This window comes from Sulfitobacter maritimus, from assembly GCF_013346665.1.
Classification (GTDB): domain Bacteria; phylum Pseudomonadota; class Alphaproteobacteria; order Rhodobacterales; family Rhodobacteraceae; genus Sulfitobacter; species Sulfitobacter maritimus.
Genome location: NZ_JABVBB010000037.1, coordinates 66,542 through 89,323, shown reverse-complemented (window position 1 = coordinate 89,323; position 22,782 = coordinate 66,542). Strand labels below are relative to the sequence as shown.

The window sequence follows — 22,782 nt, the reverse complement described above, 5'->3', positions numbered from 1 at the left end:
CTACGCGCCAGTCTGAGTGCGAGAGTTCAATTCTCTCCAGCAGCACCATTAACCTTCTTCGTTGCCGGATATGCCGCCCCTCGCATAGGCGCTGGCCTCTCGACTTACGCCCGTCGCTACGCGCCAGTCTGAGTGCGAGAGTTCAATTCTCTCCAGCAGCACCATTCACCTCATTCATTGCTGGACATGTCGTCCCTCGCATATGCGTTGGTCTCTCGACTTACGCCCGTCGCTACGCGCCAGTCTGAGTGCGAGAGTTCAATTCTCTTCAGCGTCACCAGTTTCCTTCTTCGTTGCCGGACATGTCGCCCCTCGCATGGGCGTTGCTCCCTCGGCCTGCGCCCGGCGCGGTTCCTCACAGTCAAACACGCACAGCATTTGCTTCCTTCCGCCCCCCGGCTAGGTTTGCCGGTAAGGAGACCCATATGCAGCAGCTCTATATTACAATTGCATTGGCCGCCTTGACGGTGATTGGCTTGGGGCTGACGTCGGGGATTCTGCAACGTCTGCCGCTGTCGGCCCCCCTGTTGGCGCTTGGGGTTGGAGTGGCTGTTGGGCCTATGGGCTTGGGCTGGCTGCGGCCAGAGACTTGGGGCAGTCCCTATGTGATCCTGCAAGAAGCCGCGCGGGTGACCTTGGCCATTTCGGTCATGGGGGTCGCGTTGCGCATTCCGCCTGCGCGACTGCCTGCTTTGGCGCGGGCGATTCTGCTGCTGCTCGGACCGGGACTGCTGTTGATGTGGGCCATTTCCGCAGGGCTTGCGTGGCTTGCGCTTGGGCTGGCTCCGCTCATGGCGCTGCTCTTGGGGGCAACGCTTGCGCCGACCGATCCGGTGGTGGCGGCATCGATCGTCACCGGAGCCTTGGCCGAAGACAGGTTGCCCCAAGACAGCCGAATCATTCTGTCGATGGAATCGGGCGCAAACGACGGGCTGGCCTATCTTTTGGTGATGTTGCCCTTGTTGCTGATCACCGAAGGACAGGCCGCGGGGCTGAGCCGTTTTGTAACCCACACGATCCCCGTCGGCGTCATACTGGCCGTGGGGCTCGGCGCAGCACTGGGGGCAGCGACGGCGTTGGGCCTGCGCTATAGCGAGTATCTCGGCTGGGTCACGCAAAGCTCTATCCTTGGGGTGACTGTGGCGCTGTCGCTGCTCGCGCTCGGGGCGGCCCATGCGGTGCAGTCTGACGGTATCTTGGCCGCTTTCGCAGCCGGATTGGCGTTTAACGCGCTGGTCGATCGTCAGGCCGAGATGGAGGACGAGAATGTGCAAGAAGCGATTGCCAAGCTCTTTACCCTGCCCGTTCTGGTACTCACTGGCACCTTATTGCCTTGGCAAGATTGGGTCGCTGAGGGCTGGCCTTTGCTGATCTTTGCGCTGGCCGTGCTGCTGTTGCGCAGACCGCTGACGCTGCTGCTGCTCGCCCCTGTGATGCGTCTGGCGCGGCGGGATGCGGTATTTTTCGGCTGGTTCGGCCCGATGGGGGTTGCTGCGATTTACTATGCGCTCCACGCGCGGGATGCGCTGCAGGAACCTCGGCTATGGGTGATGGCGAGCGCGGTTGTAGCGCTCTCGGTGTTGCTGCATGGGATGACCGGCAGTCCGGGTGCTTACCTCTATGGCCCAAGCCGGAAGTCGGGCGAAGAGGATTGACCTTAAAGGGTAGGCCCACCCGAAAAGTCGGGAAGGCCCAAGTGGTTTAGGACGCTTTCAACACGCCACAGGCAATCCGGTCACCCGCCGCGCCGGACGGCTGGGATTCGTAGTCATCTGCGTCAGCATGGATGATAAAGGCCGCGCCATCGTCATCTTTGACCATCTGCTCGATGTCGAGCAGGTCAAGAAAGACTTCGGCCTTTAAAATACCATCGTCCCCCACCACCATATTCGGCATGTCACCGGGATGCGGCCCGCCGTCTACCAAGACGCCGTGCTGCCGATCGCCCGCAATATGACCGCCAGCAGACTTGAAATCTTCGGCGCTGCAATCGCCGGTCTCATGCAGATGCACCCCATGCGTCCCTGCTGGCACGCCGGTCACGTCGATCTGCACCAAGCTGCGGCCTGAGGCGGTGGTGTTCACCGTCACGGTGCCAGAAATGCCGTCCTTGCCCTGCACCTCGGCTGTGGCGGCTGCCTGCATATGGCTTTCGGCGAGAGCGACGGAGCCAGTGGTGGCCAAGGCCGCCCCCAGTAGGATTGTGCGCAATGTCATGGTGATCCTCCTGTGAATGTTTTTCGCGTAGTGGATCAACCCGCCATACAACTTAGGGTTCCGCGCAGCTTTGGGCTGAGAATGATCCCGCGCATTGGCCCTACCCGCTTGCCAGTATCGGCCGATCCGCGCCCTAAGAAGCGGATTGACATCCTAAAGGGTTACGTAAGATATGAGCGCCAAGTGCGGGCCGTTAGCTCAGCTGGATTAGAGCAGGGAACTTCTAATTCTCAGGTCGGGGGTTCGAGTCCTCCACGGCTCGCCATAGTTTTTTTACAAACACCTACCCCCTTTCCTCACCCTCCCGTTCAGGCAACTCCCGCATCTGACGCCCCACGGCCACCAACCGCCAGGCATGATCGTCTGATACCAAACGCGACGCTTCGTTGTCCTGCAACTCCCCGCCCTTAGGCGAGATCACATTGGCGCGCAGGAACCGTCCTGTCTCGCGGACCTGTACGTCATGGCCCGGAAAGCGCTGCTGCAACCCGGTTGAGAGCCTCTCGACGATCGGATGAATATCGGCTGAGGCCAACTCTCGCGGCGCGCCGTCCAGCAGTTCGGCCACCGCAATGCGCAGGTTGCGCAGACCGTCTCGCAGGATGTCAAAGGAGATCAGCCCCGCAGCGACCGCGTCGGCCCACCAGAAGCCGAAACTGATACCGATAATCCCGGCAATACCGGCCAGCCCTGTTTTCCAGTCTGCGGCGTTCATATCAGCGTCGGTATAAAGGATTTTGTCTGACGTCGCTTGGGCCAGCGGTTTTTTCATATGGCCCAGAATGACCGGCGGAATGACGGAATAGACCAGTGCTGCCACCATCAGCCAACCCAACCAGACATCCCAGCCAAAGATGGTGACATTTCCAATGGTGGGATGGTCTTGCATTACCAGCGCGCGGGCGGCTTCATAAAGCAAAAAGCCCCCCATGGCGGTGAGCACGCCAGCGGCGAGTAAGAAGGCCAGTGATCCGACACGGTGAAACCCAAAAGGATATTTATCGGTGGCAGGCTTGGCTTCGAACTTTCTGGCCAAGAGGAATAGGACGGGGGGAAACAGGCTTAGCGAGTCTTCGATCCAAGCCGATTTCATCGCTTGGCTTGACCCCATGGCGAAATACATCACCGCAATAATGGTAAGCAGCCAGAATATAGACCACCATTCCAGCTTGGCGGCGCGGCGCAATTTGCGGTCAATCTCGTCTGGGACATCGGGGTTCAATTGCCCATCCCCTCAATCGCGCGGTTTAGGGTGACCAAGAACCGGTTTTCGCCTTTGCGGATCGCCAGAACCCGGTCCTCGCTCTCGCCTGCTAGTTGGATACGACCGATAGGTGCACTGAGCCCGACATCAGCGGAGAAGGGCGTGTTGGCCGGGATGCGCCCGGCAACAAGGTGGATTGCACCCTCTTCCAACTGGGTGAAAAGCGAATGAGGGTCGCCCGTTACGAGTTCTGTCTGTGCCTGCATGGCTTCGGAGATCCGGCGCACGGCCTCGGCATCGGTTGTATCAAGCGGCGTGGTCAAGGCGCCGACCTTGAGGAGGTCGCCCGTCACCTCGACTGTCGTGCCTTCAGGGTCTGCGGGAACTTTGCAAGCGGCCAACATTGCGAGCGCCAAGGCCGCTATCAGGGCCCGCAAACTTGGGGGAGCGATCTGTATTGAGCGCATGGTTTTTCCTGCAATTCCGGCAATCTCGTCGATGATACACACTTGCTTTCTTAACTAATGGCGCCCCAGTTGGTTCCGCGGACAACGAACTCTGTCGGCCCGGCCCCCCTTCCGTTCACTGGACGCCCCCAATTGGGAACAAAGCGTCCGACGTATTGTTCGGGTTGTATGTGCCGCACGGTCTTGGCCGCGTCGGCAACCCAGATGTTAGGATTAATATGTGCCGCCTCCTCGCCTATATCGGGCCTGAAATCCCGCTTGAGTCCCTGTTGCTTGAACCTGAGAACAGCCTGATCAATCAAAGTCTCGACCCGGAACTTCACCCGCTTTTGCATCTTGCTGGCTGGGGCTTTGGCGCATGGAGCGAACACCTGTTAAAGCCTGCGGAGCCGTTTCTCTACCACCGCCCCATGGCTGCCTTTTACGACGATAATGCCAAAAGCATCATCCCCAGCCTTCAGGGCAGCACGCTTCTGGCCCATATCCGTGCGGCGGGCTACGATTCAAGCTCTGTGCTGGCGGATGAGAATTGTCACCCCTTTTCGTTTAACGGGACAATGTGGACCATCGCGCAGAACGGCGCTCTGCCGAATTGGCGGATCCTGCAACGGGCGCTGTTGCCCCATTGCACGGACCGGTTTCTCAAACAGATGAAAGGCACCACCGACACCGAGTTTCTTTACGTTTTGCTCCTGTCACTGCTCAAGGGCGATAGGGACGAGGATGTGAAAAAGGGGTTCGAAGACATGCTCAAAGTCATTCGTGAAGCGATGGAAGAACTTGATCTTTTTGCGCTGACCAAGCTCAAAATCGCCCTCGTCTCTCAGGATCGGATCATCGGGGTGAACTATGGCTGCGATGAGACGGGCAACTCCACCCCCAATGGAGATTGGCGGGAGTTGCGCAAATCCGGCCATGGAACGGCGGATTACGCCCGCTCCATGCTGCTTGAACCGATGTATGCGCTGACGGGCAAGAATTTTGAGGACTATGCCAACTCCTACGATATTGATGTGACCCCTCCTGAGCAGGCAACCTCGGCCATCTTTGCTTCAGAGCCTTTGACCGAAGAGGGTGATGATTGGCTCGACATTAAGTTCAATGAGATGGTGGCGCTAAATCGTGAGGGCGACAGTATCTCGCAGACCGTATATGAACTTGATGTGTGAGGCGTGAGCTAATGGCAGACCGCTTCCAGAACTTCAAAGACCTCTCCGACGTCCTGTCTCCGGACACCGACTATGCCATTCGCTCTGCGGAGCGCGACAGCGATGTGGTGATCCTCGCCCCGCATGGTGGCACGATCGAGCCTGAGACCTCCGCCATTGCAGAGGCGATCGCAGGTGACACCTATTCCTTCTACGCGTTCGAGGCGCTCAAGCCCGGCGCACATGGGGATCTTCACATTACCTCGCATCTCTTCGATGAGCCGACCGCGCTTGATCTGGTCAGCCGGTCCCGGATCGCCGTTGCAATCCATGGGCGCAAGGACGATGGGACGGATAGTGTCTGGCTCGGCGGGCGAGCCGCGGCGCTGCGCGATGCGATTGGGGCGGCTCTGCGAGTGGCGGGTTTTGAGGCGGAGCGCAACACCACCCTGCCCGGCATTCACGAGACCAACATCTGCAACCGCACACGCCGCGGCGAAGGTGTGCAACTGGAACTCTCCCGCTCTTTGCGCCGCAAGCTGGCGGATGATCCGGCGCTGCTGGACAAGTTCAGCGCCGCTCTGCGCGAGGCGATTGAGGCTGAAAACGCGCGGTAATCTCCTCGCCCTCGCCCGGCGGGGCTTTGCGCTGCGAGGCCGCGCCAACGGGAAAACGTTAACCTTTTCAGCGCCTTTTCAACACAACTCCGCAACAAACGACCATGCGAAGGACAAATTTCTGCCTGAATGCCATGCTGATCTACCGACATTAAATTAAAGTCGAAGGTTTTTTATGTTTACCTGTTTTGAAGGGCTCCTCGACGCCCCGGTTTACAAATTTACTCTTGGCGTCAGTATCATAGCCCTTGGGGTGATGATCTGGACGCTGCGGGTGGAACGTTTCGCCGGGAAGCACTTCTACACGCTTACATTCATCAGCGTGATTTGGACTTTGATCATGGTCGGCTCCGACGGTGCAACGACTGCGCCCGGTTGCCGACAGGTCTATTCTGCGCTCACATGGCTGGGTCTGGCGCTGACGCCCATCGCATGGTGCTTCTTCATTTTCGCCTATGTCCACAACGCCACACGTGTCTGGCGCCGCGAAAAGGTCTTGGCGCTGACCGTGCTGCCGCTGCTGATCTTTGCTTTTGGCGCGACCAACATTTGGCATCAACTGGTCTTTACCAATATCCCCGGAACAACCCCTGATGCGGGGCCACAATATGTGCATGGACCGGGCTATTTTATGATCGTCGCGGTCCTCTATCCTTTTGTCCTTGCCACACTTTATTGCCTATTCCGCGCCTATGGCAGGGCCAAACCCGCAGCTTGGCCGCTGCTGACGATGCTGATCTTGATCACGCTTGCGCCCCTAACGGCGAACGCCTCCTTTGTGCTCTTTGGCGTCACGGTTTTCGGGCTTGATCCAACAGCTTTTACCTTCACCTTTGGCATCCTTGCGTTTTCTTGGCTGGCCTTGGGGAACAAGACGTTGGACATGCCTTCGGTCGGGCAATCCGCGCTGTTTGACCGTATGAGCGAACCTGTGGTCTTGCTCGACCGGCAGCGCCGCGTGGTGCGTTCGAACATCGCTGCGCGTGAGAGCGGCCTGCTGTCGCATGAAGCGCTTGAGCCAGACCTCATCACAGGTATTGAACGACTGACCCGCCAAGGCCGTGCGCAGATCCACTGTAACGCGCGAATCTACGAGCCCCGCCTGCAGCTTATCGCGGACCCGTTGAACCCCGATGGCAAACATATCGGCTGGAGCGTCACTTTCGTGGATGAGACCGAGCGCACCGCCGCGACCGAAGCGCTTCAGGCCGCGTTGAAAAAAGCGGATGAAGCCAATCGGGCGAAGGATGAATTTATCTCAGTCGTGAGCCATGAGTTGCGCACGCCCCTGACCTCGCTCAAAGGCGGGCTGGCCTTGGCTCTCAGCGGCAAGCTGGGGGATCTTGCTGACCCGGTCAGAGGGTCGCTCAACATCGCGCATCGCAATGGGCTGCGCCTGTCACGGCTGGTGGATAATATCTTGCTGGCACAGAAACTTGACGTCCAAGCGCTCAAACTTGAATGGCAGCCCGTGAACCTGCGCCGCCTGCTGAATGAAAGCCTAGAGGAGAACCGGATGTTCGCCGAAGAACGCGGCGTGCGGCTTATCACCGGGCAGGTCGACACGCCCGCTGTCATTCTGGGTGACGAATTTGCTATTCGGCAGGTCGTCGACAATCTGATCTCCAACGCAATCAAATTTTCGCCAAAGGACGGTGTGGTCAAAGGCGTCCTACGGGCCACCGACGGGCGGGTGCGCCTGTCGATCAGCGATCAGGGCCGAGGCATCCCCGCTGGCAGCGAGGAGGAGGTCTTTGGCCGTTTCGGACAGGTCGCGGATGGGGGGCAGAAGTCGACCCAAGGATCAGGGCTGGGGCTGCATATTTCGCGGCAATTGGCGCGGCAGATGGCGGGCGATTTGTTCTATGAAAGCACCCTCGGCGCCGGGACAGTGTTTCACGTGGAATTTGGCGTGCAATCCAACCAAGACGGTGCGCCGCACGCGGACCGGATGCAAAAGGCGGTCTGACCGCGCTGCCCTCAGCGCGGCCAGTCGTGGTTACAGCTCAATACGGATGTCGTGAATCCACAGTTTCGGGGGCCGCGACAAGACAAAGACCACCACATCTGCCAGATCGTCCGGCTCAGTAAAAATATGGTTCGGCACGTCCTCCCCCGCCTTAGCGAACATCTCGGTATTGGTGCCGGACTGGTAGAGCCCGCCCACCCGCACGCCGGTCTCGGCCTCATCCGCTTTCAGCACCTCGGTAAAGCCGCGTACGCCGTATTTCGTGGCCGTATAGACAGACTGCCCCGCCTGCGCCACGACGCCGGATTTGGACACGACATTGAGGACAATCGCCTCGTCATTCTCACGCAGGGCGGGCAAGACCGCCTGTGTCATTTGCATCAACCCGGTGAGGTTGGTCTGCACCGTGGCCTGCAGCATCTCAGGCGCGATGGTGTCGAGCGGGCCGGCCTTGTGCCAGATGCCCGCGTTGTTGATGAGGATATCGAGCCCGCCGAAGCTCTCAAGCACCTGTGACGCCACCTCGGCAATCGCGGCAGGGTCTTGCAAGTCACAGGTCAGCGGCAACGCCTCGGGCGCACCGGCCTCTTTGCAAGCCTCCGCCACAGCTTCCAACCGTTCGGCGTTGCGGCCCAGAATGGCCAGCCGCGCGCCGGTGGCGGCGAGTTTGAGGCAGATGTGTTTGCCGATGCCATCGCTGCCACCGGTCACCAGAATTCGTTTGTCGCGCAGTTCCATCGGGGTTCTCCTATGTTGACGCGGCCCTAGCGTGAAGCGCCGCGTCCTTCAATGAGCAACCCCGAAGTTACGCGATCAATCGCTGCCGCGCACTGCGATTTGCGCGTCCGGCGCGGGGCGGAACTTCCACTGGATAGCATAGAGCGCTGCTGCGACAGCAATGCCGATGAGGTCGGTCATCAACCCGCCCGCAATCATGCAAAGCGCGCCGATGATCAGCCCCAAACGGATGAACCATGCGGCCCCACTGCCCGCGAACCAGCCCTGCATGCCCGAAGACAGCAGATAGACGCCAAAGATCGCGGTGACCCCTGCGCGGATCACCTCAAACCACGTGCCATCCATCAGGATTGCGCCATTGTAGAAGAACATGAAGGGCACGATGAAGGCCGAGATGCCGATTTTGAAGGACGCCACAGACGTCTCCATCGGGTTGGCCCCTGATATCCCCGCGGCCGCGTAACTGGCCAGCGCCACGGGTGGCGTGATGGCCGAGACGACGGCGAAGTAGAACACAAAGAAATGCGCCGTCAGCAGCGGGATGCCCAATTGCACCAAGCCCGGCGCCACGACCGAAGCCGCCACCGCATAGGCCGCTGTGGTGGGCATGCCCATCCCCAACAGGATCGCGATGCACATGGCAAAGAACAGCGCGAGGAATTGGCTCGCCTCCGCCAGCCCCAGCAATACCGAGGAGAAACGCGCGCCGACACCCGTCAGGCTGATGACACCCACGATGATGCCCGCACAGGCACAGACCGCGATGATCTGGATCGACATGATGCCCGCCAGTTCAAACGCTTTGACGATGCTGCGCAGCCCCATACGGTAAGGCGTGAGCCAGGACACCACGGCCGCCGCAGCCGTCGCCAGCGTGCCTGCACGGATCACCGAATAGCCCATAAACAGCGCATAGATCAGGATGATGATCGGGATGAACAGAAACACCCGGCGCATCATCTCGCGCAGCTTGGGCAACTCGTCCGAGCGCATACCGCGCATACCGAGCTTGGCGGCCTCGAAATCGACCATGAAGTAGATCGACACGAAGTAGAGCACCGCCGGAATGATCGCAGCAATGGCGATATCGGTGTAGGGGATGCCGGTAATCTCGGCCATGATGAAGGCCCCTGCCCCCATGATCGGCGGCATGATCTGCCCACCGGTCGAGGCCGCAGCCTCAACCGCACCGGCGGTGCGGGCCGGGTAGCCGACCTTTTTCATCAGCGGAATGGTCAGCGAGCCTGTCGCCACCACATTGCCCGCCGAGGTGCCGTTGATCATGCCCATAAGGCCGGAGGCAAAGATCGCCACTTTGGCAGGCCCACCGCGCGAGCGGCCCGCAGCGGCAAAGGCGAAGTTTACGAAATAATCGCCCACTTTCGACGCCTGAAGGAAGGCCGCAAAGACGATGAAGAGGATGATATAGGTCGAAGACACCGCCGTGGTCGGCCCGAGGATGCCTGCGTCGGTGTAAACTTGGCTAAAGAAGCGAGTCCACTGGATGTTCGGCGCGTTCAGAAAGCCCGGCAGCATGTCTCCGGTAAAGACATAGATCAGGAAGATGCCCGCGATGACAATGAGCGCCAGCCCCGCCACGCGGCGCGTCAACTCCATAATCAGCGCGACGCCAGCAACAGCGGCCAATGAGATGCCAATGGGCGCGAAAGGCGTGCCGGTCGAGTTGCGCATCAAGGTGCCGTAGATGGTGATCAGATAGACCGCGACAGAGATACCGCAGAGCGACAGCAAGATATCAGCGGGCGTCACCTGTCCGCGTTCGCGGGTGCGCAGCCAGCCGACGACGATGCCAATGGCGGTGGCAGCAAGCAGGGGCAGACCGTAGTGGTAAATCTCAAGGTTTTTGAACTCAGGGCTCATCCCGTTCCACTGCGCGCCCCCCGCGATCTGGCTGGCGATGCCCCACGCGGTCCAGAGCGAATAGAGCGCAGGCAAAAGCGCGGCCAGCGATAAGATGTCCAGCGGATGCCAGCCCGACGTACTGCCCTCTTCAGGGAAACGGCGGGCGGAATAGAGCGTGAAGCCAAGGATCAGCGCCCCGGCGATATGCACAATGCGGAAGTTCCATGTCTCCATCGGAAAGGTCGGCAGCAGCGGGATGCGCAGCCCGGTCCATTCGTAGATCGACATGCCGTTCAGCGCGGCCACGTGGAAAAAGGCATAGATCGCGGAAATGGCCGCCATGACCATATAGCTGCGCCCGGTGAACAAGCGGCGGTTGCTTTCGACAGGTTCGTCATCCACCCCTTCGGCTACGATCGGGCCTTGCGCGTCAACGCTGTGCTGGTCTGTCATGAAAGCTCCTTTTCCCGATTGTCGCGCGGGGCCGCGAAACATGCCGCCCCTTTAGGGGCGACATGCAATTTGCGCAAGATGGCTTAGTTGCCGTGGATCATATCATCCGCGATGTCAGCATCTGCGTTTTCTTTGAACCAAGCGGCCGCACCGGGATGCCATTTCAGAACAGTGTTCTTGTTCCAGTTCTCAGGCAATGTGGTGGCCGCCGCCTTGTGAATACCGACCATACGCTCATTGTCGGACATCACGACGTTGACGACTTCCTTCACAAAGGATTCCGGCAGGTCGCAGTTGGCAATCGCGAAGTTCCACATGGAAACCGAGCGTGCGCCCTCTTCCAGCGTGGTATAGGTGCTGGCGTCGATGGTGAATTCGGAGACCGGGAATTCTTCGAGCAGCTTGGCCTGCTCTTCGTCGGTGAACTCGATGATGTTCACATCGGTCTGCACTTCGAGTTGGCTGACCGCTGGCACCGGCACGCCGGCGGCAAAGGCGATCACGTCCAGCAGACCGTCTTGCAACTGACCACCCAGATCGGTCCAACCACCGTTGCGGCGCTCATAGTCCACGCCAAGCGTGTCCATCATGCGCGGAAAGTAGGTGTCGGAGGTGGAGCCCGCCGGGCCAAAGCCGATCTTGGCGCCCGCCGGAATGTCGGAGACACTTTCGATGCCCGAAGAGGCCAGCGCAGTCACCGAGAAAGGCGTCTGATACATCGGGAACATGGCGCAGGCGTTGGTCATCTCCAGCCCCGGTGCGATCGGGTTCGTCCCTGCCAGCGATTCCGCTGCGGGGCCCATCGTGGTCATGCCGAAAGCCGCCTCGCCGGTGTGGACCAGCGCCATGTTCTGCATCGGGCCGCCGGTGACTTCGCCGCCGCCAGTGAGACCCAGCTCTTTGGCCACAAGGTTCGCCCAGCCGGAACCGTAAGCAAAATAGGTGCCGCCCTGGCTCGCCGTGCCAACGGTAAAGCTGCTGGGCCAGTCGGACTTATCAACGTCCTGCGCAAAGGCGGCGCCAGCGAGCATCGTGCTGGCGGCGAGGATTGCAGTGAGTTTCATAGGTATCTCCCTTGATTAATCGACGACGCATAGGACCGGCCTCTGCATCAGACCTTTCGGACTTACACATTCATTTAGCGCCACTGCAACGTCTGATGACAAGGAAAAACATGGCGCTGGCTGGTTGGCCGTGGGAATGAGAAGACGCAATGACGAGGCGCGCGCCGGCGGGCATCTTTAGGCAAGCTCTGGTCTAAGGCGCGCAAGGCTGGCAATACTAACCGCGGGCAAGGCGGCGGCTCACGCTGCTTGGGACAGGGCCAACACGACGGCGAAACGGGGGATAATACAGGGTGATCACGCAGACGCGCTCCGATCTGAACTGGAACCTTTTGCGCATGTTTTACATGATCGCCAAGGAACAGGGCATCACCAAAGCCGCCAAACGTCTGGGGCTAAGCCAACCTTCGGTCAGCAATGCCCTGCGCCGGCTTGAGACGCAGTTGGACTGTCAGCTCGTCTACCGCGACAGCCGCCATTTTGAACTGACCCCACGTGGCGACCGAATTTTTCAGGAATGTCGTGAGATTTTCCACAGTGCGGAGCGCATCAACCTGCTGATCCGCGACGCAAAGGAAGAAGAGCGCGGTCAGGTGCGCTATCAGATTATCAGCAACCTCGTCTCGCCCATGTTGGACGAATTGCTGCGGCTTTACCACCAGCGCTACCCCTCGGTGGCCTTTCAAAGCGAGGTGCAAAACAGTCAGGCGATTGTGCGGGCGATCCAACAAGGGCGCAGCACCATCGGCTTTTGCCTGCTGGCCAAACCCTTGGTAAACCTGCCATCGATCCGCCTGTTCCGCGAGGAGTTTCGTGTGTTCTGCGGGGCCGAGCACCCGCTGTTCGGCCAGGAAACCGTCGCGCTGCGCGATCTTCAGCGCGAGCCCTTTATCAGCTTTGCCTGTGCCACCGAAGGCATGGGGCTTGAGCCGATGTCGGTGCTGCGGGAAGGCACGCGGTTGGGTGATCGGATCAACGGGCTTAGCACCAATATTGAAGAGGTGCGCCGGATGATCGTCGCAGGGCTCGGCATCGGTATCCTGCCGCTGAAGACCGCCCAAGACGACATCCGCCGGGGCGATCTTTGGCCGCTACAAATCACCGATGAGCCGATTGGCGCGGATGTCTATCTGGTCCACGCACCGATCGAAAAGCTCGCACCGTCAGAGCGAAAATTCGTCGAGATCGCGCAGGAGCTTTTAACGCTCTATCCCGAAATGACCTGAGCCTGCGCCAGTCGCCCCTATTGCAACCAGCGCAGAGCCATTCATCGCGGGTCTAGCGGTCAGCCCGTTTGACCACCGCATGTAGCAGAATGTTCAATCCGGCGACAAAATCCTGCGGGGTGGCGTTTTCTTCGTTGTTGTGGGTGATGCCGTTTTCACAGGGGGCAAAGATCATCGCGGTCGGGCAATGGGTCGCGAGAAAATAGGCGTCGTGACCGGCCTGACTTTGGATGTCGCGCCAGTTGTAATCCATGCGGATGGCCTCGTCACGGATGCTGTCGACCAGTTCGCGATCAAAGATGTCGCCGCCCCATTCCCATTCATCCTCAACCTGCGCTTCGCATCCGCAGCGTGCGGCGGCTTCAAACAGGCTGCGGCGCATTTTCTCGGCCATGGCGCGGGTGGTGATCGGATCGGGGTGGCGCACGTCGCAGACCGCCTCGGCGGTGTCCGACAGGATGCCCGGCTTGTTGGGCCATGCGGTCAACCGCGCCGCTGTCGCTTTGCCGTCATGCACCGCGAAATCCCAGCCGATGTCATCCACCGCCGTGAGCCAACGCGCCCCGGCAGCGAGCGCATTCTTGCGCAGGTCCATCGGGGTCGGACCTGTGTGCGCGGTCTGCCCTTTGAACGACGCACGCATCCCGCGCACCGGATAGCCCCCGGTGACAATGCCAACCTGCCGCTTCTCGGCGTCCAAGATCGGCCCCTGCTCGATATGCAGTTCGAAATAGGCGTCGATCTCTCCGGCTTCGCAGGCACGTGTTCCTTTGTAGCCAATGCGGTCGAGCTCATCGCCGAACCGCGCGCCGTCGTCCGAAATCAGATCATGTACCCAGTCGATATCGTATTTCCCGACAAAGCAGCCCGAGGCGACCATCGGCGGCGAGAAACGCGCGCCTTCTTCGTTGGTCCAGTTCACCACCACGATGGGACGTTTGGTGACATGACCCGCGTCATTCAGGCTGCGGATCACCTCCAGCCCGGCCAGCACGCCTGCAATCCCGTCAAAGCGGCCGCCGTTGATCTGCGTGTCAAGGTGGCTGCCGATGAGAATGGGCGGCAGGTCGTTGTCCTGACCCGCGCGGCGGCCAAAGATGTTGCCCGCAGTATCCACCTCCACCTCCAGTTCCGCCTCTTTGCACCATGCGCAAAACAGGTCGCGCATCTCGCGGTCGGCATCGCTCAGCGTCAGGCGCGACAGGCCACCGGGACGCCCCTTGCCGATCTCGGCAGAGGCTTCGATGGTGGACCAGAAACGGTCAAGATCAATGCGGGTATCGGGGCTTATCGGCATGTCAGCAGTTCTTTCTATAAGACCCGGGATCAAAACAAGATCGCGGGAAGATCGGTAATAAGAGCGGGGAACAGCACGAGGAGCAGCAGCACCCCGACCATCACGCCCAAGAATGGCACAAGATATTTGAACGATGCGCTCAGCGGGATTTCCCCGACCCGGCAGGCGGCCATAAGATCGATCCCCAAAGGCGGCGTATTGGCCCCAACAGCGAGGTTGATCGTCAGCACGGTATCTCTCCTGTTGCGTTGTATTGCGGGGAGAGAATACCGGTTTTGCGCGCTGCGCAAATAGCCTTTGGCTATGGCTGGCATTTGACTTTGGAATACCCCCACACGCGTTTTCGATGGGTAGCATGGTCCAATCTAACCAGCATCCCGCGACAGTCCGAAGGCTGCGGTGGCTTGCTTGCGAAAGGATGGCAATGTCGTGCCGTCGTAGCCTTTGTGCGGCACCGCATGCCAAAGCGCGTTTAGAACGGCCTCCTCTACCGCCTCCACCGTGGCTACGAAAAACGCATCCATGCAGCGCTCGTTCAGCCCTTGCGTGATGTGGACGTCGTCCCCATCCCGGTGCCTCACCTGCGCAGTCGAAAAGGCCAGCGCGATATCGCCGCTTTGATGACCGATATGACTGCCCAATCGGCCCAGCGCCGCGGAACTTCGTCGCGCCATCCGCGTCAGTTGCCGCGACTCCATCGGAGCATCTGTCGCCAAGATAATGATGATTGATCCACGGTCTGGATTTTCCGTGCCGTCGTCCTGCGGCGGCGGCAACTGACGACCCAACACGCGCAGCGCGGATTGCTGGCCAAAGTTCGACAGAACCAGCGCGCCTAAGGTGAACACCGCGCCGCCCCCAAGCGTGACCCGGCGCGAGGATGAGCCCAACCCGCCCGCATAGCCGAAAGTCTTCATCCCGCTGCCCGCGCCGACAGTGCCCTGCGCGAAACGTGTTCCGCGGGCGTCCAACGCGGCCAGCGCGTGGTCTTCGCTCACCGCCAGCGCTTGGATGTCGTTGACGGTGCCATCGTTACATTCCAGCGCCAGAGGATTGACCGTGCAAAGGCTGCGCCCAATGTCAGGGTTTGCCGCAATCGCCCGCCGGATCAGCGCGGTGCCGCAGGGGCCAACGCCAAAGGTATTGGTCAATAGGATCGGGGTTTCGATTTCTCCCAACTCGGCCAGTTGGACCAAGCCGATGCTCTTGCCAAACCCGTTCAAAACCGCGAGCCCCGCCGGCACAGGCTGGCGGAACATATCCCCGCCATGTGGCAGGATCGCAGTGACACCGCTACACAGCCCCGGCCCCCGCAGATCGGCATTGCCCACCTGAACTCCGGGAACGTCGCAGATCGTGTTCTCCGCGCCGGGCGGCAAGCTCCACCATTTGGTGCAATCCAAGGTGTGTCGCATGAACGGCTCCGCTTTGCTGTCGTCTTTCATAGGGTCAGGGCGGGTTACGCCGGACCACTTTGCGGGGGGTTTAGTAAGTTTATCACATTAGGAACAGCGTATTTGCCTTCGCCAGCGCGGCAATCGCATCCTGACGACTTGCCCGGATCTGCCAGGCTGGGTTTTCTTTCAGCCGGATAACATGCAGGCAAGCGCCCGTCAGCATGGGTTCAATCGCCCAGAAGCATCTCAAACCGCGCTTCGACCAGCTTCAAAAACTGCTCGGCTGCCCGCGATGGCTGGCGGGTGGTCGGCAGCAGCAGATCATATCGAAAAGGCTGCGCAGGCAACAAAGGCCGCGCAACAACCCGACCGAAATTCGCAAAATACGTCGCCGTCACGGGCTCAACGATTGCAAGCCCCGCCCCGGCGGCGACCATCTCGCAGATCGATGCGGATAGCTGTGCCTCGGCAACGATCCGAGGGCCGGCACCGCCTGTTGATAGAAATGCGTCTGTTTCCGAGCGGGTTCCGATCTCCGCTCCCAGCGCGATAAAGGGGCGCTGATCAAAATCTTCCGGCTTGAGCAGCGGTTTTTGTGCCAACTCATGGCCTAAGGGCAGCACGGCCATCATTGGGGCGGTGAACAAGGCGCGGCGCATCACGGCGGGGTGGTCGTTGTCTAAGGCGGCAAACCCAAGGTCGAATTGCTGCGAACTCAGATGACGCAGCACCGCTTGAGAACTTCTTGTGCGCAGAGAGACGGAGATTCCGGGATGGTCCGCGATGAACTCGGTAATCACGTCGGGCAAGAGTTTCAGGGCCAGCGCGGGCATTCCCGCAATCAGCAGGCTGCCAGTCCGAAAATCTCGAATGTCTTGAATAACGCGGGAAATTTCCATCATCCCGACAAAGGCCCGCTCAACCTCTTCATAGAGCGAACGGGCCTCGGAGGTGGGCACGACCTGCCTGCCTTGTCGCTCGAACATGGGAAAGCCAGCGGCGCGTTCCAATTCCGCGATCAGCTTGCTCACCGATGGCTGCGTGGTGCCCAGCACAGCGGCGGCAGAGGTGACCTTGCCGGTCTCCATCACAGCGCGGAAGGCTTCGATTTGTCGATGTGTAAGCCGAGGGAGCATTGCAATTCATAGCCTGAAGGAATGATTTGCGCAAATATTACAATTATTCTTATGAGCGCAATGCTGCGATTTTAACGGTGGAGGAATCGTATGCAGCAACGCACCCCAGAAATCACCATCATCGGCGGCGGGCTTGTCGGCCTGTCTGTGGCGCTCGGGCTGCTGCTGGCAGGACAGCGCGTTCGGGTGTTGGACGGGGCGGATAACGATGCGCGTGCTTCGCAGGGGAACTTTGGTTTGATCTGGGGGCAAGGCAAAGGCTGGGATTTCGCCCCTTACGCGAATTGGACAATGGATGCGCTGGCCGCTTGGCCCGCTTTCGCGCAGCAGTTACAGGAATTGTCGGGGATTGACGTGGCGCTGGATCAATCTGGGGGCTACGAGTTTTTCACCGATCCGTCCGAGTTCGATGCCTTCGAAGCAGAACTAACGCAGCAGGCCACCCATTTGGGCCACCGCGCCCGCTATGAGATGCTGAATGGGGATGATCTGCGCTGCCAAATGCCGGGCATTGGACCCGACGTTGTCGGCGCGAGTTTCTCGCCCTGCGACGGCCATGTAAACCCGCTGCGCTTTCTGCGCGCCCTGCGCTGTTCGGTTCAGGCGATGGGCGGACGCGTGACAATGGGGGCCACCGTCGCGACGATCAGGCCGCAACCGGGGGGTGGCTTTGCACTTGCGCTGGCGGATGGGGACGTTGTCAACACCGAGCAGGTCGTGCTTTGCGCCGGGTTGGGGTCCGCCTCTTTGGCGGGCGATCTGGGATTCATCACGCAGGTCAAGCCGCAGCTTGGCGAGTTGCTGATCACCGAGAAGCTGGGCGACCGCCTGCCGTTCCTGTCCAGCACCATCCGACAGGTCGACGAAGGCGGCGTGCAGATTGGCGGCACCAAAGCCGATGCAGGGCTTGATGACAGAGAGAGCCTGCGCGTTATGGCCAAACTCGCGCAGCATGCAGTCACTGTTTTCCCCGCCCTCGCCGATGTGCGCGTGGTCCGCGCTTGGGGCGCCTTGCGGGTGATGTCGCCCGATGGCTACCCGGTCTATGCCAAATCCACCGCGCATCCCGGCGCCTTTCTCGTGACCTGCCACAGTGGTGTCACCCTTGCGCCGCTGCATGCCAGTGTTTTGGCGGATTGGATTCTGAACACATCCCCCATCCCAGATCTGGAGGCTTTCGATGAATGTCGCTTCGCGCTTTCGCACGCTGCCTGAGACCGGGGAGTCTGTGCAGTTCACGCTGGATGGCGTGCCTGCCACCGCGCCCGCCGGGGTCACGGTCGCCGCAGCGCTGGTGGCCCATACGGGCGCTTGGACGCGTCAGACCGCACAGGGCGCACCGCGCACGGCCTATTGCATGATGGGGGTCTGTTTCGACTGTCTGGTTGAGGTTGATGGCACGCCCAATACCCAAGCCTGCATGACCCTTCTGGGCGACGGCATGACCGTCCGACGCCAAACGGGCCTGCGCAACCTGAACGGGGGTCACGATGGCTGAGGTTGACCTCATCATCATTGGCGCGGGGCCTGCGGGCATGTCAACCGCAGCCGTCGCGGCGCGGGGCGGTTTGCAGGTGTTGATGTTGGACGAACAGCCCCAACCCGGCGGCCAGATCTATCGCAATGTGGCACAGAACCGCGCCAAGCGCGGTTTTCTTGGCCAAGCCTATGCTGCGGGGGTGGATTTGGTTGATGCCCTCGACCACCCCGGCATCACCCATGTCGCTGGCGCAACGGTTTGGCGGCTCGACAAAGGGCCGCAGGTCACATGGTCGCGCGGCGGCAAAAGTCAGACGACCTCGGCGGCCCATGTGCTGCTGGCAACCGGGGCGCAGGAACGCCCGGCACCTTTCCCCGGCTGGACGCTCCCCGGTGTGATGCCCGCAGGGGCTGCGCAGATATTGATGAAGACCGCAGGAATGCTGCCCAAGGATGCCGTGCTGGCTGGGTCTGGTCCGCTGCTCTATCTGATCGCGGCGCAGATGATTGACGCCGGGAGCCCGCCGCAAACGCTGGTGGAAACGCAGACCTTTACGCAGATGCTGGGGGCAACTCCCCATCTCCCACGCGCCCTGTTTGGCTTGCCAACCTTGCTCAAAGGGCTGGGCCTGATTGCCAAGATCCGCAAAGCGGCTGTGCCGCGCTACACTGCCGCTTCGGGCTTTCACGCCACTGCGACCGAGAGTGGCAAGATCCAGTTTTCCTTCCGGGCGAAAGGGCGCGCTCAAAGCCTTACTTGTGGCCTGCTGCTAACCCATCAAGGTGTGATCCCCGGCACCCATATCACCCGCGCCGCAGGGATCGCGCATGAATGGAACGCCGCGCAGGGGGCCTTTCAACCGCAACATGACCTTTGGGGCGAGACTGACCAGCCGGGTTTGCATGTGGCCGGAGACGGCGCCGGGATCGGCGGCGCGGAGGCAGCGGCGGCAGCGGGCGAATTGGCCGCGCTGAACATCCTGTGCCAATCGGGGCGCATCAGCAGCGACACCCGCAATCAACGCGCCGCCCACGCCCGCGCTGCGCTGTTTCGCGCCCGCGCCATTCGACCCTTCCTCGATGCCGCCTACCCCCCACCCGCCGAGATACTTGCTCCTACAGATGAAACAATCGTTTGCCGTTGCGAGGAAGTCTCTGCCGGGGCCGTCCGGCAGGCGATTGGTGAAGGCGCGCAAGGTCACCGCCAGATCAAAACATCCCTGCGTTGCGGCATGGGCCCCTGTCAGGGCCGCATGTGCGACGCCACGCTGCGCGGTCTGCTCAGCGAAGGCCGCGCAAACCGTCCCATCTCCCCGCCCCGCGCCCGCTCCCCGATCAAACCGATCGCTCTGGGCGAGCTGGCCGCACTCTCATTCCCTCAGGAGGAACCCGCATGAGCGCCCCCGCAGCCCTGAAAGTCAAAGACCTGCACAAAAGCTTCGGCCTGCATGAGGTCATCAAAGGCGTGTCGCTTGAGGCGCAAAAGGGCGAGGTCATCGCCATTCTGGGCGCCTCTGGCTCCGGCAAGAGCACCTTTCTGCGCTGCATCAACCTGTTGGAGACGCCTAACTCAGGCGAGGTCTGGCTGGCAGGCGAGCAAATGCGGATGACGCAGAACCGCCGGGGCGAGATCGTGCCGCAAGACCTGCGGCAGGTCGAAGCCATGCGCGCTCGTCTGGCGATGGTGTTTCAGGGCTTTAACCTCTGGTCGCATATGACCGTGATGGAAAACGTCATGGAAGGCCCGCTTTACGTCCAAGGCACTCCTAAAGCGCAAGCGCGTGAGAAAGCCGAAGCGCTGCTGGCCAAGGTCGGGCTGTCGGACCGGGCAGACTACTACCCCGCGCATCTCTCGGGCGGCCAGCAGCAGCGTGTCGCAATTGCCCGGGCGCTGGCGATGGACCCTGACGTAATGCTTTTTGACGAGCCGACCTCGGCGCTGGACCCTGAACTTGTGGGCGAAGTGCTGGGCGTCATGCGCGATCTGGCCGAAGAGGGCCGCACCATGTTGGTCGTGACCCATGAGATGGGCTTTGCCCGCGATGTCTCCACCCGAACCGTGTTTCTGCACCAAGGCGAAGTCTGCGAAGAAGGCCCGCCCGCCGAGCTGTTTTCCAACCCGCAAACCCCAGAGTTCCAAGCGTTTCTATCGCGCATGAACTAACCAACTACAGAGAGGACCACACCATGTTTCGTAGAACCATCTTAAGCAGCGTTGCCGCCATTGCACTGAGCGCCGTCGCCTTGCCGCTGGCCGCCCAAGACACGCTGCGCATCGGCGTCGAAGGCGCCTACCCGCCGTTTTCCTCCAAGGAATCCGACGGCACGCTGGTCGGCTTTGACATCGACATCGCCAAGGCGCTTTGCGCCGAAATGCAGCGCGAGTGTGAGTTGGTCGAGCAGGAATGGGACGGCATGATCCCGGCGCTGAAGGCACGCAAGTTCGACGCCATTGTTGCGTCCATGTCGATCACCGAAGAGCGCAAGCGCCAGATTGATTTCTCAGACAAATACTACAAGACCCCGGCCCGTCTGGTGGCCCCCAAGGATGCCGATTTCGAAGGCACGCCCGAAGGTCTCGCTGGGAAGCGCATCGGCGTGCAGCGCGGCGCCACGCATCAGTGCTACGCTGAAAAGATGTTCCCCGACGCCGAGATCGTGCTTTACGGCTCGCAGGACGAGGTGTTCCGCGATCTGGCCCTTGGCCGCGTGGACGCGCAGCTGTCTGACAGTCTGATTGCGCAGGAAAGCTTCCTCAGCGCGGAGGCCGGTGCCGATTACGCCTTCCTTGGCGGGGATCACACAGATGTTGAATGCTACGGCGAAGGCGTGGGCATTGCCGTGCGCAAGGGCGAGGACGAACTGCGCGAAGACCTGAGCAAAGCGATCACCGCGATCCGTGAGAACGGCACCTATGCCGAGATCAACGACACATACTTCCCCTTCGACATCTACGGCGGTCGGCCCGAAGGCCAATAATTCTGCGCGTTAGACCCTGCGTTAGGGCGGCCCCCGCTGCCCTGACGCCCCTTCAAGGAACATGCGATGAACCTGCTTTTGGAATACCAATCTCAATTGATCGACGGCACGATCATGACGATCAAACTGGCGCTGACATCGCTGGGGATCGCCCTGTTCTTCGGGTTGCTCGGCGCATGGGCCAAACTTTCGCACAACCGTCTGGCCCAGCGACTGGCCGGAGCCTACACCACCATCGTGCGCGGCGTGCCGGATTTGGTGCTCATCCTGCTGGTGTTCTTTGGCGGTCAGGTGACGCTTAACAACATCGGCGCGGCGACAGGGCTCTGGGGCTATATCGAGGTCAGCCAGTTCGCCGCAGGCGCAGGCACGATCGGCGTGATCTTCGGTGCCTATTTCACCGAGACATTTCGCGGCGCAATCATGGCAATCCCGCGCGGACAGATCGAAGCGGGCATCAGCTGCGGAATGCGCAAATCGCTGATCTTTCGCCATATCATCTGGCCGCAAATGATCCGTTTTGCCCTGCCGGGGTTTACCAACAACTGGTTGGTGCAGCTCAAGACCACGGCGCTGGTCTCGGTCATCGGGCTTCAGGATCTGGTCTATAACGCCTTTACCGCCGGGCGTTCGACGGGGCAGCTTTTTACCTTCATGGCGGCGGCGTTTGTGATCTACCTGCTGCTCACCGGCATTTCTGATCTGCTGCTGCGCGCAGTGGAGCGGCGATATAACCGTGGCATGGTGAGGGCGTAATCATGGAAAACCTACTGTCCTATATCCCGCTCGACATCGCGCTCATTGCCGAGAATTTCGACCGCTTTCTTTATGGCGTCTGGGTTACCTTGAACCTGACGTTCCTCTCGCTCTTCCTCGGCGGCTTGCTGTCGATCCCTATGGCCATTGCGCGTGCGTCGAAACACCGGGTCTTTAACCCCTTAGTACAGGGCTACACTTACGTCTTTCGCGGCACGCCGCTTCTGGTGCAGACCTATCTGATCTACTACGGCGTCGGCCAATTTGAGGTGATCCGCCAGAGCTTCCTCTGGGACCCGATCCTTTCCTCGGCATGGTGGTGCGCGCTCATCGCCTTCACGCTGAACACCGCGGCCTATACGACCGAACTGCTGCGCGGTGCCATTGCGGATACGCCCAAGGGCGAGGTCGAGGCCGCCATCGCCACCGGTCATTCCTACCGCTCGCGCATGCGTCGGATCATCCTGCCCTCGGCCTTTCGCCGCGCGATCCCGGCCTATTCCAACGAGGTCATCTTTATGCTGCATGGCTCGGTCATCGCCAGCACGATCACCCTGCAAGACATCCTCGGCGTGGGGCGCTGGCTGAACGGGCGCTATTACCTCGCCTATGAAGGCTTTATCACCGCTGCCCTGCTCTACTTCCTCATTGTGTTGTGCATCACATGGGCCTTCCGTGGGTTCGAGCGCCGCTACCTGCGTCACCTCACCCGGCGCGATGCAGCTGCCCAGACCGAGACTTCTCCCCTTCCGACCCCTGAAAGAGTATGACC

22 protein-coding genes and 1 tRNA gene are annotated in these 22,782 nt (G+C 60.7%); 13 read left to right on the top strand and 10 right to left on the bottom strand.

The window, feature by feature from the left end; translation table 11 throughout:
- Window positions 1-425: 425 nt before the first annotated feature.
- Window positions 426-1,655 (top strand): cation:proton antiporter domain-containing protein, encoded by a 1,230-nt coding sequence (locus HTT03_RS14235; protein ID WP_174860450.1) that lies wholly within the window; start codon window positions 426-428, stop codon window positions 1,653-1,655.
- A 46-nt stretch (window positions 1,656-1,701) separates the two neighbouring features.
- Here HTT03_RS14235 and HTT03_RS14230 read toward each other — a convergent pair whose 3' ends face one another.
- Complete coding sequence (locus HTT03_RS14230; protein WP_174860449.1) at window positions 1,702-2,217, bottom strand: superoxide dismutase family protein; 516 nt, start codon at window positions 2,215-2,217, stop codon at window positions 1,702-1,704.
- A 187-nt stretch (window positions 2,218-2,404) separates the two neighbouring features.
- On the opposite strand from HTT03_RS14230, the gene HTT03_RS14225 reads away from it, so the two are divergent.
- Window positions 2,405-2,482: transfer RNA gene (locus tag HTT03_RS14225), tRNA-Arg, on the top strand.
- Window positions 2,483-2,500: 18 nt separating this feature from the next.
- Here the strand turns inward: HTT03_RS14225 and HTT03_RS14220 are convergent.
- Both HTT03_RS14220 and HTT03_RS14215 read right to left on the bottom strand, forming a co-directional pair.
- On the bottom strand, window positions 2,501-3,439 hold the full coding sequence (locus HTT03_RS14220; protein ID WP_174860448.1) for a cation efflux transmembrane domain-containing protein: 939 nt from the start codon (window positions 3,437-3,439) through the stop codon (window positions 2,501-2,503).
- On the bottom strand, window positions 3,436-3,825 hold the full coding sequence (locus tag HTT03_RS14215) for an enoyl-CoA hydratase (protein WP_174860447.1): 390 nt from the start codon (window positions 3,823-3,825) through the stop codon (window positions 3,436-3,438). Before HTT03_RS14215 ends, HTT03_RS14220 begins: the two co-directional genes overlap by 4 nt.
- 281 nt (window positions 3,826-4,106) lie before the next feature.
- On the opposite strand from HTT03_RS14215, the gene HTT03_RS14210 reads away from it, so the two are divergent.
- The 3 genes from HTT03_RS14210 to HTT03_RS14200 all read left to right on the top strand — a co-directional run bounded on the left by HTT03_RS14210 (window position 4,107) and on the right by HTT03_RS14200 (window position 7,622).
- Window positions 4,107-5,057, top strand: coding sequence for a class II glutamine amidotransferase (locus tag HTT03_RS14210; protein ID WP_174860446.1), 951 nt, complete (start codon window positions 4,107-4,109; stop codon window positions 5,055-5,057).
- An 11-nt stretch (window positions 5,058-5,068) separates the two neighbouring features.
- The gene (locus HTT03_RS14205; RefSeq protein ID WP_174860445.1) at window positions 5,069-5,653 is read left to right on the top strand and encodes a poly-gamma-glutamate hydrolase family protein; all 585 of its coding nucleotides are present in this window, start codon (window positions 5,069-5,071) and stop codon (window positions 5,651-5,653) included.
- A gap of 175 nt (window positions 5,654-5,828) precedes the next feature.
- Window positions 5,829-7,622 carry a sensor histidine kinase gene (locus HTT03_RS14200; protein WP_174860444.1) on the top strand — a complete coding sequence of 598 codons (1,794 nt, stop codon included), beginning with the start codon at window positions 5,829-5,831 and terminating at the stop codon, window positions 7,620-7,622.
- A 30-nt stretch (window positions 7,623-7,652) separates the two neighbouring features.
- Here HTT03_RS14200 and HTT03_RS14195 read toward each other — a convergent pair whose 3' ends face one another.
- From HTT03_RS14195 to HTT03_RS14185, 3 genes are all read right to left on the bottom strand, one after another.
- On the bottom strand, window positions 7,653-8,360 hold the full coding sequence (locus HTT03_RS14195) for an SDR family oxidoreductase (protein WP_174860443.1): 708 nt from the start codon (window positions 8,358-8,360) through the stop codon (window positions 7,653-7,655).
- Between the two features lie 75 nt (window positions 8,361-8,435).
- Complete coding sequence (locus HTT03_RS14190; protein WP_174860442.1) at window positions 8,436-10,676, bottom strand: TRAP transporter permease; 2,241 nt, start codon at window positions 10,674-10,676, stop codon at window positions 8,436-8,438.
- Between the two features lie 83 nt (window positions 10,677-10,759).
- Window positions 10,760-11,740: a TAXI family TRAP transporter solute-binding subunit gene (locus HTT03_RS14185; protein WP_174860441.1), complete on the bottom strand. Its 981-nt coding sequence runs from the start codon at window positions 11,738-11,740 to the stop codon at window positions 10,760-10,762.
- A 293-nt stretch (window positions 11,741-12,033) separates the two neighbouring features.
- On the opposite strand from HTT03_RS14185, the gene HTT03_RS14180 reads away from it, so the two are divergent.
- A complete protein-coding gene (locus HTT03_RS14180; protein WP_343035842.1) occupies window positions 12,034-12,966 on the top strand; it encodes a LysR family transcriptional regulator in 933 nt (310 codons plus the stop codon).
- Between the two features lie 52 nt (window positions 12,967-13,018).
- Here HTT03_RS14180 and HTT03_RS14175 read toward each other — a convergent pair whose 3' ends face one another.
- The 4 genes from HTT03_RS14175 to HTT03_RS14160 all read right to left on the bottom strand — a co-directional run bounded on the left by HTT03_RS14175 (window position 13,019) and on the right by HTT03_RS14160 (window position 16,796).
- Window positions 13,019-14,263, bottom strand: a complete 1,245-nt coding sequence (locus HTT03_RS14175; RefSeq protein ID WP_174860440.1) for a Zn-dependent hydrolase — start codon at window positions 14,261-14,263, stop codon at window positions 13,019-13,021.
- A 29-nt stretch (window positions 14,264-14,292) separates the two neighbouring features.
- On the bottom strand, window positions 14,293-14,493 hold the full coding sequence (locus HTT03_RS14170; protein ID WP_343035841.1) for a TRAP transporter large permease subunit: 201 nt from the start codon (window positions 14,491-14,493) through the stop codon (window positions 14,293-14,295).
- A 135-nt stretch (window positions 14,494-14,628) separates the two neighbouring features.
- Entirely contained in the window at window positions 14,629-15,678 is a 1,050-nt protein-coding gene (locus HTT03_RS14165) for a P1 family peptidase (RefSeq protein ID WP_174860439.1), read from the bottom strand.
- A 209-nt stretch (window positions 15,679-15,887) separates the two neighbouring features.
- Window positions 15,888-16,796, bottom strand: coding sequence for a LysR substrate-binding domain-containing protein (locus HTT03_RS14160; protein ID WP_174860438.1), 909 nt, complete (start codon window positions 16,794-16,796; stop codon window positions 15,888-15,890).
- A 90-nt stretch (window positions 16,797-16,886) separates the two neighbouring features.
- On the opposite strand from HTT03_RS14160, the gene HTT03_RS14155 reads away from it, so the two are divergent.
- The 7 genes from HTT03_RS14155 to HTT03_RS14125 all read left to right on the top strand — a co-directional run bounded on the left by HTT03_RS14155 (window position 16,887) and on the right by HTT03_RS14125 (window position 22,780).
- Window positions 16,887-18,011, top strand: coding sequence for an NAD(P)/FAD-dependent oxidoreductase (locus HTT03_RS14155; protein ID WP_174860437.1), 1,125 nt, complete (start codon window positions 16,887-16,889; stop codon window positions 18,009-18,011).
- Complete coding sequence (locus HTT03_RS14150; RefSeq protein ID WP_174860436.1) at window positions 17,977-18,294, top strand: (2Fe-2S)-binding protein; 318 nt, start codon at window positions 17,977-17,979, stop codon at window positions 18,292-18,294. Before HTT03_RS14155 ends, HTT03_RS14150 begins: the two co-directional genes overlap by 35 nt.
- Window positions 18,287-19,672: an FAD/NAD(P)-dependent oxidoreductase gene (locus HTT03_RS14145; RefSeq protein WP_174860435.1), complete on the top strand. Its 1,386-nt coding sequence runs from the start codon at window positions 18,287-18,289 to the stop codon at window positions 19,670-19,672. The genes HTT03_RS14150 and HTT03_RS14145 overlap by 8 nt, the downstream gene beginning before the upstream one ends.
- On the top strand, window positions 19,669-20,439 hold the full coding sequence (locus HTT03_RS14140) for an ABC transporter ATP-binding protein (RefSeq protein ID WP_174860434.1): 771 nt from the start codon (window positions 19,669-19,671) through the stop codon (window positions 20,437-20,439). Before HTT03_RS14145 ends, HTT03_RS14140 begins: the two co-directional genes overlap by 4 nt.
- A gap of 23 nt (window positions 20,440-20,462) precedes the next feature.
- A complete protein-coding gene (locus HTT03_RS14135) occupies window positions 20,463-21,254 on the top strand; it encodes an ABC transporter substrate-binding protein (protein ID WP_174860433.1) in 792 nt (263 codons plus the stop codon).
- Between the two features lie 66 nt (window positions 21,255-21,320).
- Window positions 21,321-22,010, top strand: a complete 690-nt coding sequence (locus HTT03_RS14130) for an ABC transporter permease (protein ID WP_217482839.1) — start codon at window positions 21,321-21,323, stop codon at window positions 22,008-22,010.
- 2 nt (window positions 22,011-22,012) lie between these two features.
- A complete protein-coding gene (locus HTT03_RS14125; protein WP_174860432.1) occupies window positions 22,013-22,780 on the top strand; it encodes an ABC transporter permease in 768 nt (255 codons plus the stop codon).
- Window positions 22,781-22,782: the final 2 nt, after the last annotated feature.